The following is a 14,015-nucleotide window of genomic DNA, read 5'->3' on the forward strand; positions in this document are numbered from 1 at the left end:
CCTGCTGAATTTGTTGCCCACGTTCATTGAAACTCCCCGTCGGACGTCATGCATTGCCAAGACGGGGAAGTGTGCCCCGATGCGTCCCGACGTATGGGGCGGCGACGATGCTGTTTTCCGCACCGATGAGTGCGAAAGCGTTTGGCGCGAGGCTTTTCGCGCTGTGTGAGGCGATCGGATAGCGCGCCGTCTTTCGGATGAGGCCCAGGAAACCTTACCGTTGCGTGAGACGACGCAGACGTCGGCAAGTTAAGTCTCACGCCTATTGAACCAAGCCCTCGGACGTTCGTCTCCGAGGGCTTTTTGCATCTGGGTGCGGCAATCCCCCAACTTTTCGGACAAATCGGCCTTGAACAAATGGCGCCACTATTGGCACCATTTCGGCATGCCGTCTTCCCCAAAATCGCACGCTAGGATAGCTCTCGAACCGGATCTGGAATGCCATTTGAAAATTCGAGGGCCGAGAGCATGAACATTGATCATTACATCTACCGTCTGACCTGGTCGCCGGAAGATGGCGAGCACGTCGGGCTTTGTGCCGAATTCCCATCGCTGTCCTGGCTGGATGTGACGCCGGAAGGAGCGTTGGACGGTATTCGGAAGGTGGTGACGGACGTGGTCGCCGATATGCAGGCGAACGGGGAAATGGTGCCGGAACCGCTGGCCGAGCATCGTTACAGCGGTGAATTTCGCGTGCGGATTCCCCCAACGCTATATCGCGCGTTGGTCATCGAAGCGGCGGAACTGGGAGTCAGTCTGAATCGACTGGCGAGCCTCAAGCTTGCGGCGAACTAAGCCGCGTCAAGCCGTAGTCAAGCCGTAATGCTGCCGCCGCTCGATCGCGGGGCGGTGCGGCCATCGGGGCCGTAGAGCGGGGCGTTCTGCTGCGGGCCGTACAACACGTTCAGCGCCTGCTGCGTGTAGGTCAGACGCGTGCGAATCAGTACGCCATTCGTTTCATTGGCACGCTTGGCTTCGATCGCCGCGTCCAGCAGCGCCTTCCACGCGGCGTCGATGCCGGTGTCGGCGGCGGCCGCCGCCGTTGCGCCCGACTCGTCCGGACGATAGCCCAGGGCTTCCAGCTGGGTGTCGCGTTCGCGCCCAAGGGCTGCGAGGTCGGTCACGGCTTGCGTCTTGCGCTCGGTCAGCTCCGGCAATGCGTCGAGCATGCCATTGACCAACGCCTGCTGTTCCTCGAGAAGCAGCGCCGAAAACGCGCGAATGGCGTTCGTTTCGGCGGCGAGAGTTTTCAGCAGGGCGTCAGTGGTCATGACTTCGATTGCGTGGAGAGCAGATCGCGCGCGGTCGCAATGAGACCGTCCGCAATCTTGCTGGGATCAATGACGAGCTTTCCTTCGGAGATGGCCTGCTTGATCGCGGCCACCTTGGCCACGTCAATATCGGCAGATCCCGTCTTCGCCAGCGCTGCCTGCAAGGCGCGCATCTCCGACGACAGCGCGCTCGCGCTCACATTCGCGCCGCTGCCCGTGCTGGCGACAGACGCGTTCGTGCCTTCGGCGCTCGCCGTGGCGGCAGTCGTCCGGTCGGTCGGCGCCTTGCCCGGACCGACACCAGTCAACGGATTGGCGGGTGGTTCGATTTTCATATGCTTTCCCCTGAAACCTGCCTGTGTAACGGCATCGTCGGGCGCAACTTTAGGTAAGTTACATCCTGTTACCCGATCCCGCGACCGACCGATTTCAGTGAATTCTAACCCGTAGTGAGTGTTTGCTTACAGGGCAACTTCCACTTCAACGCTCCCATTCTTACCGGTCTTGACGGTCCCACTGACGAGCTGACCGGCGCGGGTGCGCACCTGAACGGGATCGCCGGCGCTGGCACGCGACAGCACCTGTCCTTCGGTACTCACCTCGAAGCCCGAGCCGCGCGAGACGACGCGCACGGTTTGTCCCTGCTGGACGGCAATCGCGCTGCGCAGCAGATCGGAACGGATCGGCAGGCCAGACGTGATCCGGTTCACCGCCACTGTGCCGATGATCTGACCGGCATCGGTCGCCACCGTGCGCGGCAACAAGGTGAGATCGCCCTGGCGCGGTGACAGATCGTTCGGCCCGATGGCTTCGCCCGGGTTGATCTGACGCGCGGCAACGAAATACGTGGCGGTGATGCTCACTCGGGCCTGAAGGTAGAGCGTCCAGGGACGCTCGCCCGCGCAGCGCACGCCGACGGTCGTCGACCCCCACAGGCGCGCGCCCGGCGGCAGAAAGGGTTCGAGGGCGGCGCAGGCCGGCATCCGATCGGAGACCGCGTCGCCCACCGTCAAGCTCACACGTCCCGGCAACCCGGTCGTCTGCTCGCGCAGGAAACGTTCGGCCGTCTGACGGATGACTTCGGTGTTCTGGAACTGGGACTGAACGGCGGCGCCGGCGGCCTGGGGGGCTTGCACCGCGGCCGCCACCCCGACATTCGAATTGGCATTCGCCGTGGTGACCGTCGCCGCCACATTCCGCGCCGCGCTCGACACGTTCGACACGTTCGAGGCGATACCGCCGGCTGCGGCATTGTTGCCGGGAATGACAACGGCGCCGGGGCCGAGCGTGCTCCCCAGATGCTGCGCGGCCGGGTCGGTGGCAACACCCGCGGCAGGCGAGGCGGCCCGCGCAAGACCCGGTAAAGCGAGACTCGTCAGGCTCAGGACGACGGCAAGCAGACTGGATCGCACGCATGTGCGAACGCCCTGCCGCAGCGCGCTGCGCGCGCGGGGGGCACTGGCGAGAACGCCGCCGAATTTGCCTGCCATGCTCACTCTCCTTCGTACACGGCACCCGAGCGGTGTGCCGGGTGGCTGGCGCACGCCCTGCGCCGCGCCGTGAAGCCGACGGCACCGGGCAGCGTTCCGATGCCTGGGGGGCGAACCCCGCCCGATGCCGTCAGGAAGCCATTCTAGAGATGTCGCCAACCGGGGCATGGCCCGAAATGGCGGTCAATCTCGTGCCTATTCCCCCGATTGAATCCCGAGGGGTACGCATACGATGCAAAGCATGCCAAAAGGTCCGTACTTTTCCCGGGCCCTGGCAGGACATGCCGTCTGCGTGCCGCTGTGAGACCCGCCTTCAGTGCTGAGCGGACGTCCCCGGTGCCGAGACGGTCAGGCTTCTTGTGCACTACCCGCATCAAGGCAAGCATCGGGCGAGACGAGATCATGGACAAACTGGACGCGGCATTGCGATTTTCTCAGCAGGCGCTGGCCATGCGCGCCTACCGCCAGGAGGTGATCTCGTCGAACATCGCCAACGCGGATACGCCGGGATACAAGGCGCGTGATGTCGATTTCAACAATGCGTTGAGCCAGGCGGTCGAGCGCGGCGCGCAGCAACAGCTTGCTACCGAATCGAGTGTTTCGCTCTCGCGCACCTCGTCGCGCCACATCGCCGGGCGCGGCGTGAGCATGGCGCCGCCGATGGGCGGTCCCGAGCTGCTGTATCGCGTGCCGTACCAACAAAGTATCGACGGCAACACCGTCGAACTCGATGCCGAGCGTGTGAACTTCGCCGACAACGCCGTGCATTACCAAACGGGCCTCACGGTCCTGTCCAGCCAGATCAAGACGATGCTGGCCGCCATTACAAGTCAAGGGTAAGCGCCATGCCGCTGATGAGCATCTTCGATGTCGCCGGATCGGCCATGACTGCGCAGTCGCAGCGCATGAACGTGACGGCGAGCAACCTCGCCAACGCCGAGTCGGTAACGGGACCGGACGGTCAGCCGTATCGCGCCAAGCAGGTCGTGTTCCAGGTCAACCCGGTCGAGGGCAGCAACGTCGGCGGCGTGAAGGTGGCCGGCGTGGTCGAGGATTCGTCGCCGCTCAAGACGGTGTACGACCCGAAGAACCCAGCGGCCAATGCCCAGGGCTACGTCACCATGCCCAACGTGAATCCGGTGGAGGAGATGGTCAACATGATCTCCGCTTCCCGCTCTTATCAGGCCAACGTCGAGGCGCTCAACACCGCCAAGACGCTGATGCTCAAAACCCTCACGGTCGGCCAGTAAGGGGCCGCGCGGAGACCAGAAGATGGCAAGTATCAATACGTCGAACGCCGCGAACTTATCCCAGACGTTCCTCGACTCGGTCAACGGCACCGCAAGCAGCAGCTCCAGTTCGTCTGCCGGCAGCGCAAACGACCTGCAAGGCAGTTTCCTGAAGCTGCTCGTCGCGCAGATGAACAATCAGGATCCGCTCAATCCGATGGACAACTCGCAGGTGACCTCGCAGCTCGCGCAGATCAGCACGGTCTCGGGCATCACCCAGTTGAACACGACGCTCTCGTCGGTGACCTCGCAGCTCAATTCGACGCAAAGCCTGCAAGCCTCGGCGCTCGTGGGCAAGGGCGTGCTGATTCCGGGCAGCAGCGTCGGGGTAGGCAGCACCACGGCCACGGACGGCACGGTCACGAAGACCGCCACCCCGTTCGGCTTCGAACTGCCGAGCGACGCCGACACGGTGACGATCCAGATCAAGGACAGCACGGGCAAGGTCGTACGCACGGTCAACGCGGGCGCGCTCGACGCTGGCGTGCAGGCCCTTACGTGGGATGCCAAAGATGACGCGGGCACCGCCGTGGCCGATGGCAAGTACACGGTCGCGGTGACTGCCGCGGCTAACGGCAAGGCCGTGACGCCGACGCTGCTCTCGTACGCGCAGGTGCAAAGCGTGGTGGCCAGCACGACCGGCGCGCCGCTGCTCAACGTGGGGACGGGCTCGAACGTCAAGCTCTCCGATGTGCGCGAAATCCTGTAACCGGCCCTATCGACCCCGCACGGCGTAAGCCCTTAACCCTTTCCATTGCGACAGACGTCGTCGACCACCGAATTTCAGGAGTATCCACATGGCCTTTTCGACCGGACTGAGCGGCCTGAACGCCGCCTCCAAAGACCTGGACGTCATCGGCAACAACGTTGCCAACGCGGCCACCGTCGGTTTCAAGCAAGGTGAGGCACAGTTTGCCGACATCTACGCCAACTCGCTGTACGGCGCGGGCAACAACACGGTGGGCATCGGCACGCGCGTGGCGGGCATTGCCCAGCAGTTCACGCAGGGCGACATCACCGTCACGAATCGTCAGCTCGATCTGGCGGTGTCGGGTAACGGCTTCTTCCGCATGTCGAACAATGGCGCCATTGCCTACACGCGCAACGGTCAGTTTTCGCTCGACAAGAACGGCTACATCGTCGACACCAACGGCGACCGCTTGACCGGCTATCTGGCGGGCCCGACCGGCATCATCAACAGCGTCTCGCCGGTCGATCTGCGCATCCCGACGGGCGACCTGTCGCCGACGGCCACATCCAAGATCACCGCTCAGTTCAACCTCGACTCGCGCAGCGCGGTCAATACGACGGCATTCTCGATTACCGATCCGAACTCGTACACGAACGCCACGTCGCTCAAGGTCTACGACTCGCTGGGCAATTCGCACGACGTGAACCTGTACTTCGTGAAGTCGAGCGTCAACGCCGTGACCAACAACGCCACCTGGTCGGTGTACGCCTCGACCGACGGCACGACCCAGGTGGGCGCCGGTCCGATCGGCACGCTGACGTTCAACTCGGCCGGCAGCCTCGTGTCGCAGACCGACTCGACCGGCGCCGCCGTGACGGGCCCGATCACGCTGCCGACGATCAACTACGGTAACGGTGCGTCGAGCGCCAGCTTGACGCTCGACATGTCGGGCACCACGCAATACGGAAACACCTACTCGCCGAACAACCTGACGCAGAACGGCTACACGTCGGGCCGACTGACCGGGTTCACGTTCAGTGCCGACGGCACGATCGTCGGCACGTACTCGAATACCCAATCGATGGCGCTGGGCCAGGTGGCGTTGGCGAACTTCAACAACGTGCAGGGCCTGATCCCGCAGGGCAACAACCTCTGGCAAGAGTCGGCCGCGTCGGGCATTCCGATCGTCGGCGTGCCGGGCGGCACGAACCTCGGCAAGCTGCAGTCGGGCGCCGTCGAAGCCTCGAACGTCGACCTGACGGCGGAACTGGTTCACATGATCACCGCGCAGCGCAACTACCAGGCCAGCGCGCAGACGATCAAGACGGAAGACCAGTTGATGCAGACCATGGTCAACCTGTAAGGCGGATCCGAGGACATGCATAACTTGCACGGGGGCCGTCGATGGATCGTCTGATCTATATCGCCATGACTGGCGCGAAGCAGGCGATGGAGCAGCAGTCGACCACCGCCAACAATCTCGCGAACGTCTCGACGCCGGGCTTTCGCGCCCAGCTCGCGGCGTTCCGTCAGGCGCCGGTGCGCGCGCCAGACGGCACGACCGGCACGCGGACCTTTGTCGCCACGTCCACGCCGGGTACCGACTTCACCCCCGGCGCGATGCAGCAGACGGGCCGCCCGCTCGACGTGGCCATCCAGGGTCAGGGCTGGCTTGCCGTGCGCGATGCGCAGGGCCGCGAAGCCTACACGCGCGGCGGCAACCTCGAGATGACGGCCGACGGGCAACTCACGCTGCACGGGCTGCCGGTCATGACCGATGCCGGGCCGGCCGCCGTGCCGCCGGGCGCGGCCGTGAGCATCGGCACCGACGGCACGATCTCGGCGCTGGGGCAGGGCGATCCGCCCAACTCCATTGCCGTGATGGGCCAACTGAAGTTGGTCAATCCGCCCGAGACCAATTTGGTGCGAGGCGACGACGGGCTGTTCCGCACGGCGAACAATGCGCCGGCGCAGGTTGACCCGAACGTCGTCGTCGTGGCGGGGGCGATCGAGAACAGCAACGTCAATCCGGTCACTGGCCTGGTGAACATGATCTCGCAGTCGCGGGCCTTCGAGATGCAGATGAAGATGCTGCAGACGGCCGACACCAACGAACAATCCGCCAACCAGTTGCTGAACTTCAGCTAACGGGCGTGTGGCGCGTCGGATCCGAGGGGACCCGCGCGCCGCGACCGTACACGGGGAGAAACACCACATGATCCGTTCGCTCTACATCGCTGCTACCGGCATGAACGCCCAGCAGACGAACATGGACGTGATTTCGAACAACCTCGCCAACACCAGCACGAACGGCTTCAAGAAGGGTCGTGCGGTGTTCGAGGATCTGCTGTACCAGACGCTGCGCCAGCCCGGCGCCCAGTCGTCGCAGCAGACGTTGCTGCCTTCGGGCCTGCAATTGGGCACGGGTGTGCGCCCGGCGGCGACCGAGCGCATCTTCACGCAGGGCAACCTGACGCAGACGAGCAACGCCAAGGACGTCGCGATCAACGGCGACGGTTTCTTCCAGGTGCTCATGCCGGACGGCACGACCGCTTACACGCGCGACGGCTCGTTCCAGGTCGACAACAACGGCCAGCTCGTGACGGCGTCGGGCTATCCGGTCCAGCCGGCCATCACGATTCCGGCGAACGCGCTCTCCCTGACCATCGCGCGCGACGGTACGGTCTCGGTCACGCAGCCGGGCAACACGGCCAACGTGCAGATCGGTACGTTCCAGCTCGCCACGTTCATCAACAACGCCGGTTTGCAAAGCCTGGGCGAGAACCTGTACGCCGAGACGGCCGCCTCGGGAGCGCCGAACGTCGCACAGCCGGGTACCAACGGCGCGGGCGTGCTCAACCAGAACTACGTCGAAACGTCGAACGTGAATGTGGTCGAAGAGCTGGTGAACATGATTCAGGCGCAGCGCGCCTACGAAATCAATTCGAAGGCGGTCACGGCATCCGACCAGATGCTGCAGCGCCTGACGCAGATGTAAGCGGTGCGCCGCGGAAAGCCCCAAAGAATGAACGTCGAAATGTCAGCTCAAACGACCGTAAAGCATCGCGGCGCAGGCCTCGCGCGGTTCCTGGCGCTGGCGGCCGTCGCCGCGTTGAGCGGTCTGGCGGGCTGCGCTTACATCCCACAGGAACCGGTGGTGAACGGGCCGACGACCACGCGCCCGCCGCCCCCGCCGATGTCGGCCGATCCGGAAGGCTCGATCTACCGCCCGCTTTACTCGAACCGTCCGCTGTTCGAAGACCGCCGTCCGCGCAACGTTGGCGACATTCTCACGATCGTCATCAACGAAAACACGGCGGCGAGCAAGAACTCGGCGGCCAACACCACGCGTGCGGGCAGCGGCACGCTGAAGCTGAATCAGACCCCGGGCGTGATCGGCGGCGTGCTCAACAATCAGGGCCTGGACGTGAGCGGCGGCAACAAGTTCGACGCCAAGGGCGCGGCGAATGCGAACAACGTGTTCTCGGGCCAGATCACCGTGACCGTGATGGAAGTGCTCTCGAACGGCAACTTGGCGGTGGCCGGCGAGAAGCAGATCGCGATCAACCAGGGCACGGAATACATCAAGTTCTCGGGCGTGGTCAGCCCACAGACGATCTCGGGCGCGAATACCGTGCCTTCGACGCAGGTGGCCGATGCGCGCATCGAATACCGTGGCAAGGGCTATATCAACGAAGCCGAAACCATGGGCTGGCTGCAGCGCTTCTTCCTTAATATTTCGCCATTCTGATGTCGATCATGCCGTTCCCGTCGCGCCTTGCGCCGTCCTTGCATCACCTTCGCCAGGGCCTTCACCGCTTTGTCACCACGCTGGCCGTGGCGGGCGCGGCCGCGATGCTGCTGTGTCCGGGCGTGGCTCGCGCCGAACGTCTCAAGGAGCTGGCGTCGATTCAAGGGGTGCGCGACAACCAGTTGATCGGCTACGGCCTGGTGGCGGGCCTCGACAACTCGGGCGACCAGACCACGCAGACGCCGTTTACCGTGCAGAGCATGACCAACATGCTCTCGCAGCTGGGCATTACCGTCGCGCCCGGCACCAACATGCAGTTGAAGAACGTGGCCGCTGTGATGGTGACGGCGACACTGCCGGCGTTCACGCGCCCCGGTCAGGCCATCGACGTGGTGGTCTCCTCGATGGGCAATGCCAAGAGCCTGCGGGGCGGCACGTTGCTTATGACCCCCCTCAAGGGGCCGGACGGGCAGGTCTACGCGCTGGCGCAGGGCAACCTGCTCGTGGGCGGCGCTGGCGCGTCGGCCAATGGGTCGAGCGTGACCGTCAACCAGTTGGCCTCGGGCCGTATTCCGAGCGGCGCCATCGTCGAGCGTGCCGTGCCGACCGCGATGGGCGGTCAACAGGGCACGGTGCAGATGGAACTGAACGTGACCGATTTCTCGACCGCGCAGCGTGTGGTCGATGCCGTGAACCGCCGCTTCGGCTACGGCACCGCGCAGGCGCTGGACGGCCGCGTGATCCTGTTGCGCACGCCGAGCGATCCGTCGGGCCGTGTGCAGTTCCTCGCCCAGCTCGAAAGTGTGGACGTGCACCCCGACAACACGGCCGCGCGCGTGATCATCAACGCGCGCACCGGTTCCGTCGTGATGAACCAGAACGTGACGATCCAGCAGTGCGCGGTCGCCCACGGCAATCTGTCGGTCGTCATCGACACGCAAAACAACGTGAGCCAGCCCGCGCCATTCTCGGGCGGTCAGACGGTGGTGGCGCCGAATTCGCAAATCTCCGTTCAACAGGAGAACAACGCGCTCAGGATGATCAAGGCGGGCGCGAACCTGGCCGACGTCGTCAAGGCGCTCAACTCGCTCGGTGCCAGCCCGGCCGATCTGATGTCGATTCTGCAGGCCATGAAGGCCTCGGGCGCGCTGCGCGCCGATCTGGAGATCATCTGATATGGCCGACGGCTCCCGACTGAGCGGTGCGGGCAAGTCCTTGCCCGACCTGACGCAACGCGCTACCTACGACATGCAGGGCCTCACAGCCTTGCGCGCGGCGGCCCACCAGCAAACGCCGCAGGCCACGCAGCAGGCGGCCAAGCAGTTCGAGGCCGTTTTCACGCAGATGATGATGAAGAGCATGCGCGACGCCACGATGTCTGGCGGCCTGCTCGGCAGCGATCAGGAAAAGATGTTCAACGGCATGCTCGACGACCAGCTCGCGCAGCAGCTCGCGTCGAACAAGGGCATCGGTCTGGCCGACATGATGCTCAAGCAGCTCGCCCAGACCGGCACCACCCTGCCGCCGGCGGCGATGGGGCGCCAGCAACCGTTGCAGGGCCGCGCCTACAACGCGGCGGATGCCATCGGCGTGGCCGAGGGCGCCCCGGCCGCCGCAGGCGATTTCGTCGAGCGCATGGCCACGGCGGCCCAGAACGCCAGCGCCAACAGCGGCATTCCGGCGCGCTTCATGCTCAGTCAGGCGGCGCTTGAATCCGGCTGGGGCAAGCACGAAATCCGTCGGCGCGATGGCAGCACGAGCTTCAACGTCTTCGGCATCAAGGCGGGCAAGCACTGGACCGGTCCGACGGTGGAGGTCGCCACGACCGAGTACGTGAACGGCCAGCCGCACAAGGTGATGGCCAAGTTCCGCGCCTATCGCTCGTATGACGAGGCGTTCGCCGATTATGCGAACCTGATTTCGAGCAATCCGCGCTACGCGTCGGTCGTGGCGAGCGCCAACGACGCCGCGAGCTTCGCCACCAATCTCCAGCGCGCCGGGTATGCGACCGATCCGCAGTACGCCAGCAAGCTGATGAAGATCATGAAGCACTTCGCCTGACCGGCACGGGCGTCGACAGGGCATCCTCCGGCGCGTCGGCCTCAATTTTGCCGGCGGGCTGCCGTAAACACATGGGTAACGGTGCGCGAACGGGCTTTCCGCTGTGGGGCGCACCCTCCATTCAAGCCGCGAGATCATGAGCCTAATCAATATTGGCATGAGCGGGCTGAACGCCTCCCAGTTCGCCCTGAACACCACCGGCAACAACATCTCCAACTCGGGGACGGCCGGATACAACCGCCAGGTTGTCGACTACACCCAGGCGGACAGCCAGTTCGCCGGTGTGGGCTACGTCGGCCAGGGCGTGCTGGTGAGCGATGTGTCGCGCGTGTACGACCAGTTCCTGTCGAACCAGGTCAACCAGGCGCAGACACAGTACAGCCAGCTCAACACCTACTACCAGCAGATCTCGCAGATCAACAATGCGCTGGGTAGCTCCACGACCGGCCTGTCGGCCTCGATGTCCACGTTCTTCACGAACCTGCAGACGATCGTGACCGCGCCGAACAACTCGGCCACGCGGGCGACGGTGATTTCGTCGGCGCAGACCCTCACGAGCATGTTCCAGTCGCTCTCGGGCACGCTGTCGTCGCTGCGCACCAGCGTGAACGGCAACATTACCCAGGCGACCACGCAGATCAACACGTACGCGAAGCAGATCGCCAGCCTTAACGACGCGATTCTGCAGGCGCAGGGCAACGGCACCCATACCATGCCGAACGACCTGCTCGACCAGCGCGATCAGGCCGTCGCAAGCCTGAACGCCATCGTACAGACGAACATCGTCAAGGACACCAACGGGTCGTACAACGTCTTCGTCGGCAATGGCCAGTCGCTGGTATCGGGCAACTCGGCCTATCAGATGACGACGGTGCCTTCGACCAGCGATCCGTCGCAAATGACCGTGGCCTACGTCACCGGCAACGGCACGAAGGTCGCGATCCCGGAGTCGTCGATCACCGGCGGCTCGCTCGCCGGCCTGTTGTCGTTCCGCAGCGGCGCGCTCACGCAGGCGCAGAACTCGCTCGGCCAGATCGCCATGTCGCTGGCCGGCACGTTCAACGCGCAGAACCAGTTGGGGATGGACCTCTACGGTCAGATGGGCGGTAACTTCTTCACGGTGCCCAATCCGACGATCATCGCGAATACCGGCAATTCGAACGCGGCCACGCTCAACGCCAGCATCACCGACGCCTCGAAGGTGACCGCAAGCGACTACTCGGTGAGCTTCGACGGAACCACCTACACACTCACGCGCCAGAGCGACGGCGCCAAGTGGACGGCGGGGGCGCCCGCCACGCCGAGCACCCCGCTGAACTTCCAGGACACCAGCGGCGCGGCATTCGGCGACGGCTTCTCGGTGACCACCACCGGCATGGTCGCCGGCGACAGCTTCGCGATCCAGCCCACGCGCAACGCCGCGCAGAACATCGGTGTGGCCATCACCGATCCGGGCAAGATCGCCCTGGCCGCGCCGATCCTCGCCTCGACCCCCAGCACCAATAGCGGCTCGCTCAAAGTCGATCAGGGCAGCGTGGACGCCAACTATCTGTCGAACGTACTGAGCGCACCGGTCAACTTCACGTTCACCAAGGACCCTGTGACCGGCGCACTGACGCTCGTCGCCCCGTCGCCGATGACGGTCTCGGTCAATGGCGTGACGACCTCGTATGCCGCCGGCGCCACCGTGCCGTACAACGCCGCAACGGGGGCGAAGATCACGATGAGCGGCATGACGGTCAACCTGAGCGGCACGCCGTCCAATGGCGACACGTTCACCATTTCGCCGAATACGTCTGGCGCGGTGACCGACAACCGCAACGGTCTGGCGTTGTCGGCTCTGCAGAACGACACGACCAAGGTGGGGGGCGCGCAGAGCTATGCGACCGCCTACGCGAGCCTGGTCTCGTTTGTCGGTTCGACCACGAATACGTACAAGTCGACCAGCGCGGCGCAGCAGACCCTGTTGCAACAGACGCAAACGGCACAGCAGTCCAATTCTGGCGTGAACCTCGACGAAGAGGCGGCGAACCTGATCAAGTACCAACAGCTCTATCAGGCCAATTCGAAGGTAATTCAGACCGCGTCGACGTTGTTCAGCACCATCCTCCAGATCGTCAATTAAGCGCAGGGGCATCGCGATGCGGATCAGCACCAACATGATTTACGATCAGGGGATGCGCTCGATGAGCCAGAACACCTCCGATCTGCTCAACGTTCAGGCGCAACTCTCGTCGGGCAAGCGCGTGACCACGCCGAGCGACGACCCGATTGCGTCAGCCCAGGCGGTGGCCGTGTCGCAGGACAACGCCATGAACACGCAGTACGCGGCGAACCGGCAGTCCGCGACCACCCAGTTGCAGCTCGAGGACTCGACCTTCGGCAGCGTCATCAACGCGTTGCAGCACGTGATGTCGCAAGTCGTGTCGGCGGGCGACGCCTCGCTCAACGACAAGGACCGATCGACCATCGCGAGCGACCTGCAATCGAGCTTTCAGCAATTGCTTTCGCTGGCGAACACCACCGATGCCAACGGCCAGTATCTGTTCTCGGGCTTCAAGGGCAACACCGCGGCGTATATGACATCGGCCACGGGGGCGTCATACACGGGCGACTCGGGCGTGCGTTACGTGCAGGTGAGTCCGAACCGTCAGATCGCAATCAACGACGTTGGATCGAGCGTCTTCGAAAGCGTGCAGAGCGGCACGTCGGGCACGCTGATCAGCGGAAACGCCGCCAATCAGGGCACCGCCACGTATTCCACTGTCTCCACGACCAACGTGGCGGCGGCGGGCGCAAACCATCAGTACCAGATCAGCTTCGCGATCGACAACACGACCACGCCGCCCACGACCAACTACACGGTCAAGGATCAGACGGATACGACCGTGCCGGACGTGACGGGCGTCTACACCGCCGGCCAGCCGATCTCGTTCGGCGGCAAGGCGGTCACGTTCTCCGGCGCGCCGGCCACGGGCGACACCTACACCGTGCAACCGGCCACCATGGGCAGCACGAACATGTTCGACAACCTGCAGGCGCTGATCAACACGCTCAAGACGCCGGTCAGCAGCACGAACGGCACGGGCCAGGCCAACCTGGACAACGCGCTGACCACGTTCGGCCAGATGTTCAGCAACACCTACGACAACGTCACGACGATTCGCACGACCACGGGCTCCCGCATGAACGAACTCTCGGCGCTCAACAACATCGGCGACACCAATTCGCTGAATTATCAGTCGCAGTTGGGCGATCTGCTCGACGTGGACTGGAACTCGTCGGTGACCAAGTTCTCGCAGTTGCAGGCCGCGTTGCAGGCATCGCAGCAGAGCTTCCTGCAGACGCAGAAGCTGTCGCTGTTCAGTCTGCTCTGACCGGTTGCGCGGGACATTGCCCGCGCCGGACAAGGCAGGACCGCAGCAAAGACATTGGGCCGCCCGGGATTGCCGGGCGGCCCAA

15 protein-coding genes are annotated in these 14,015 nt (G+C 64.3%); 12 read left to right on the top strand and 3 right to left on the bottom strand.

The annotated features are described in order from the left end of the window. The first annotated feature begins 468 nt into the window (after positions 1 to 468). On the top strand, positions 469 to 795 hold the full coding sequence (locus tag PanNE5_RS07620) for a type II toxin-antitoxin system HicB family antitoxin (protein ID WP_261939560.1): 327 nt from the start codon (positions 469 to 471) through the stop codon (positions 793 to 795). A gap of 17 nt (positions 796 to 812) precedes the next feature. On the opposite strand, the gene PanNE5_RS07625 is transcribed toward PanNE5_RS07620, so the two are convergent. The 3 genes from PanNE5_RS07625 to flgA form a co-directional block, all read right to left on the bottom strand. Continuing rightward, positions 813 to 1,271, bottom strand: a complete 459-nt coding sequence (locus PanNE5_RS07625) for a flagella synthesis protein FlgN (protein ID WP_261939561.1) — start codon at positions 1,269 to 1,271, stop codon at positions 813 to 815. Beyond that, positions 1,268 to 1,606 carry a flagellar biosynthesis anti-sigma factor FlgM gene (gene flgM / locus PanNE5_RS07630; protein ID WP_017233630.1) on the bottom strand — a complete coding sequence of 113 codons (339 nt, stop codon included), beginning with the start codon at positions 1,604 to 1,606 and terminating at the stop codon, positions 1,268 to 1,270. Before flgM ends, PanNE5_RS07625 begins: the two co-directional genes overlap by 4 nt. 126 nt (positions 1,607 to 1,732) lie before the next feature. Then, positions 1,733 to 2,761, bottom strand: coding sequence for a flagellar basal body P-ring formation chaperone FlgA (gene flgA, locus PanNE5_RS07635; protein ID WP_017233631.1), 1,029 nt, complete (start codon positions 2,759 to 2,761; stop codon positions 1,733 to 1,735). Positions 2,762 to 3,160: 399 nt separating this feature from the next. On the opposite strand from flgA, the gene flgB reads away from it, so the two are divergent. The 11 genes from flgB to flgL all read left to right on the top strand — a co-directional run bounded on the left by flgB (position 3,161) and on the right by flgL (position 13,930). Continuing rightward, the gene (flgB, locus tag PanNE5_RS07640; protein ID WP_026131887.1) at positions 3,161 to 3,601 is read left to right on the top strand and encodes a flagellar basal body rod protein FlgB; all 441 of its coding nucleotides are present in this window, start codon (positions 3,161 to 3,163) and stop codon (positions 3,599 to 3,601) included. Between the two features lie 5 nt (positions 3,602 to 3,606). Continuing rightward, the gene (flgC, locus tag PanNE5_RS07645; RefSeq protein WP_017233633.1) at positions 3,607 to 4,011 is read left to right on the top strand and encodes a flagellar basal body rod protein FlgC; all 405 of its coding nucleotides are present in this window, start codon (positions 3,607 to 3,609) and stop codon (positions 4,009 to 4,011) included. 22 nt (positions 4,012 to 4,033) lie between these two features. After that, a complete protein-coding gene (gene flgD, locus PanNE5_RS07650; protein ID WP_017233634.1) occupies positions 4,034 to 4,759 on the top strand; it encodes a flagellar hook assembly protein FlgD in 726 nt (241 codons plus the stop codon). Between the two features lie 88 nt (positions 4,760 to 4,847). Continuing rightward, positions 4,848 to 6,104: a flagellar hook protein FlgE gene (gene flgE / locus PanNE5_RS07655; RefSeq protein ID WP_017233635.1), complete on the top strand. Its 1,257-nt coding sequence runs from the start codon at positions 4,848 to 4,850 to the stop codon at positions 6,102 to 6,104. Positions 6,105 to 6,145: 41 nt separating this feature from the next. After that, the gene (locus PanNE5_RS07660; RefSeq protein WP_017233636.1) at positions 6,146 to 6,889 is read left to right on the top strand and encodes a flagellar basal body rod protein FlgF; all 744 of its coding nucleotides are present in this window, start codon (positions 6,146 to 6,148) and stop codon (positions 6,887 to 6,889) included. Between the two features lie 67 nt (positions 6,890 to 6,956). Beyond that, complete coding sequence (gene flgG, locus PanNE5_RS07665) at positions 6,957 to 7,739, top strand: flagellar basal-body rod protein FlgG (protein WP_017233637.1); 783 nt, start codon at positions 6,957 to 6,959, stop codon at positions 7,737 to 7,739. Positions 7,740 to 7,778: 39 nt separating this feature from the next. Next, positions 7,779 to 8,492, top strand: coding sequence for a flagellar basal body L-ring protein FlgH (locus PanNE5_RS07670; RefSeq protein WP_026131889.1), 714 nt, complete (start codon positions 7,779 to 7,781; stop codon positions 8,490 to 8,492). Continuing rightward, entirely contained in the window at positions 8,492 to 9,667 is a 1,176-nt protein-coding gene (locus PanNE5_RS07675) for a flagellar basal body P-ring protein FlgI (RefSeq protein ID WP_017233639.1), read from the top strand. The genes PanNE5_RS07670 and PanNE5_RS07675 overlap by 1 nt, the downstream gene beginning before the upstream one ends. 1 nt (position 9,668) lies before the next feature. After that, positions 9,669 to 10,553 (top strand): flagellar assembly peptidoglycan hydrolase FlgJ, encoded by an 885-nt coding sequence (gene flgJ, locus PanNE5_RS07680; RefSeq protein WP_017233640.1) that lies wholly within the window; start codon positions 9,669 to 9,671, stop codon positions 10,551 to 10,553. A 136-nt stretch (positions 10,554 to 10,689) separates the two neighbouring features. Next, a complete protein-coding gene (gene flgK / locus PanNE5_RS07685; protein WP_039830255.1) occupies positions 10,690 to 12,678 on the top strand; it encodes a flagellar hook-associated protein FlgK in 1,989 nt (662 codons plus the stop codon). Between the two features lie 16 nt (positions 12,679 to 12,694). Then, a complete protein-coding gene (gene flgL / locus PanNE5_RS07690) occupies positions 12,695 to 13,930 on the top strand; it encodes a flagellar hook-associated protein FlgL (protein ID WP_017233642.1) in 1,236 nt (411 codons plus the stop codon). The last annotated feature ends 85 nt before the right edge of the window (positions 13,931 to 14,015 follow it).

The organism is Pandoraea sp. NE5, from assembly GCF_024363545.1.
In the GTDB taxonomy this organism is placed as follows: Bacteria; Pseudomonadota; Gammaproteobacteria; order Burkholderiales; family Burkholderiaceae; genus Pandoraea; species Pandoraea cepalis.

Excerpts from the sequence above, each read along its gene's own strand:
- PanNE5_RS07620 (WP_261939560.1), top strand. The coding sequence starts at position 469 with ATGAACATTGATCATTACATCTACCGTCTGACCTGGTCGCCGGAAGAT.
- PanNE5_RS07625 (WP_261939561.1), bottom strand. The coding sequence starts at position 1,271 with ATGACCACTGACGCCCTGCTGAAAACTCTCGCCGCCGAAACGAACGCC.
- flgM (WP_017233630.1), bottom strand. The coding sequence starts at position 1,606 with ATGAAAATCGAACCACCCGCCAATCCGTTGACTGGTGTCGGTCCGGGC.
- flgA (WP_017233631.1), bottom strand. The coding sequence starts at position 2,761 with ATGGCAGGCAAATTCGGCGGCGTTCTCGCCAGTGCCCCCCGCGCGCGC.
- flgC (WP_017233633.1), top strand. The coding sequence starts at position 3,607 with ATGCCGCTGATGAGCATCTTCGATGTCGCCGGATCGGCCATGACTGCG.
- flgD (WP_017233634.1), top strand. The coding sequence starts at position 4,034 with ATGGCAAGTATCAATACGTCGAACGCCGCGAACTTATCCCAGACGTTC.
- flgE (WP_017233635.1), top strand. The coding sequence starts at position 4,848 with ATGGCCTTTTCGACCGGACTGAGCGGCCTGAACGCCGCCTCCAAAGAC.
- PanNE5_RS07660 (WP_017233636.1), top strand. The coding sequence starts at position 6,146 with ATGGATCGTCTGATCTATATCGCCATGACTGGCGCGAAGCAGGCGATG.
- flgG (WP_017233637.1), top strand. The coding sequence starts at position 6,957 with ATGATCCGTTCGCTCTACATCGCTGCTACCGGCATGAACGCCCAGCAG.
- PanNE5_RS07670 (WP_026131889.1), top strand. The coding sequence starts at position 7,779 with ATGTCAGCTCAAACGACCGTAAAGCATCGCGGCGCAGGCCTCGCGCGG.
- PanNE5_RS07675 (WP_017233639.1), top strand. The coding sequence starts at position 8,492 with ATGTCGATCATGCCGTTCCCGTCGCGCCTTGCGCCGTCCTTGCATCAC.
- flgJ (WP_017233640.1), top strand. The coding sequence starts at position 9,669 with ATGGCCGACGGCTCCCGACTGAGCGGTGCGGGCAAGTCCTTGCCCGAC.
- flgK (WP_039830255.1), top strand. The coding sequence starts at position 10,690 with ATGAGCCTAATCAATATTGGCATGAGCGGGCTGAACGCCTCCCAGTTC.
- flgL (WP_017233642.1), top strand. The coding sequence starts at position 12,695 with ATGCGGATCAGCACCAACATGATTTACGATCAGGGGATGCGCTCGATG.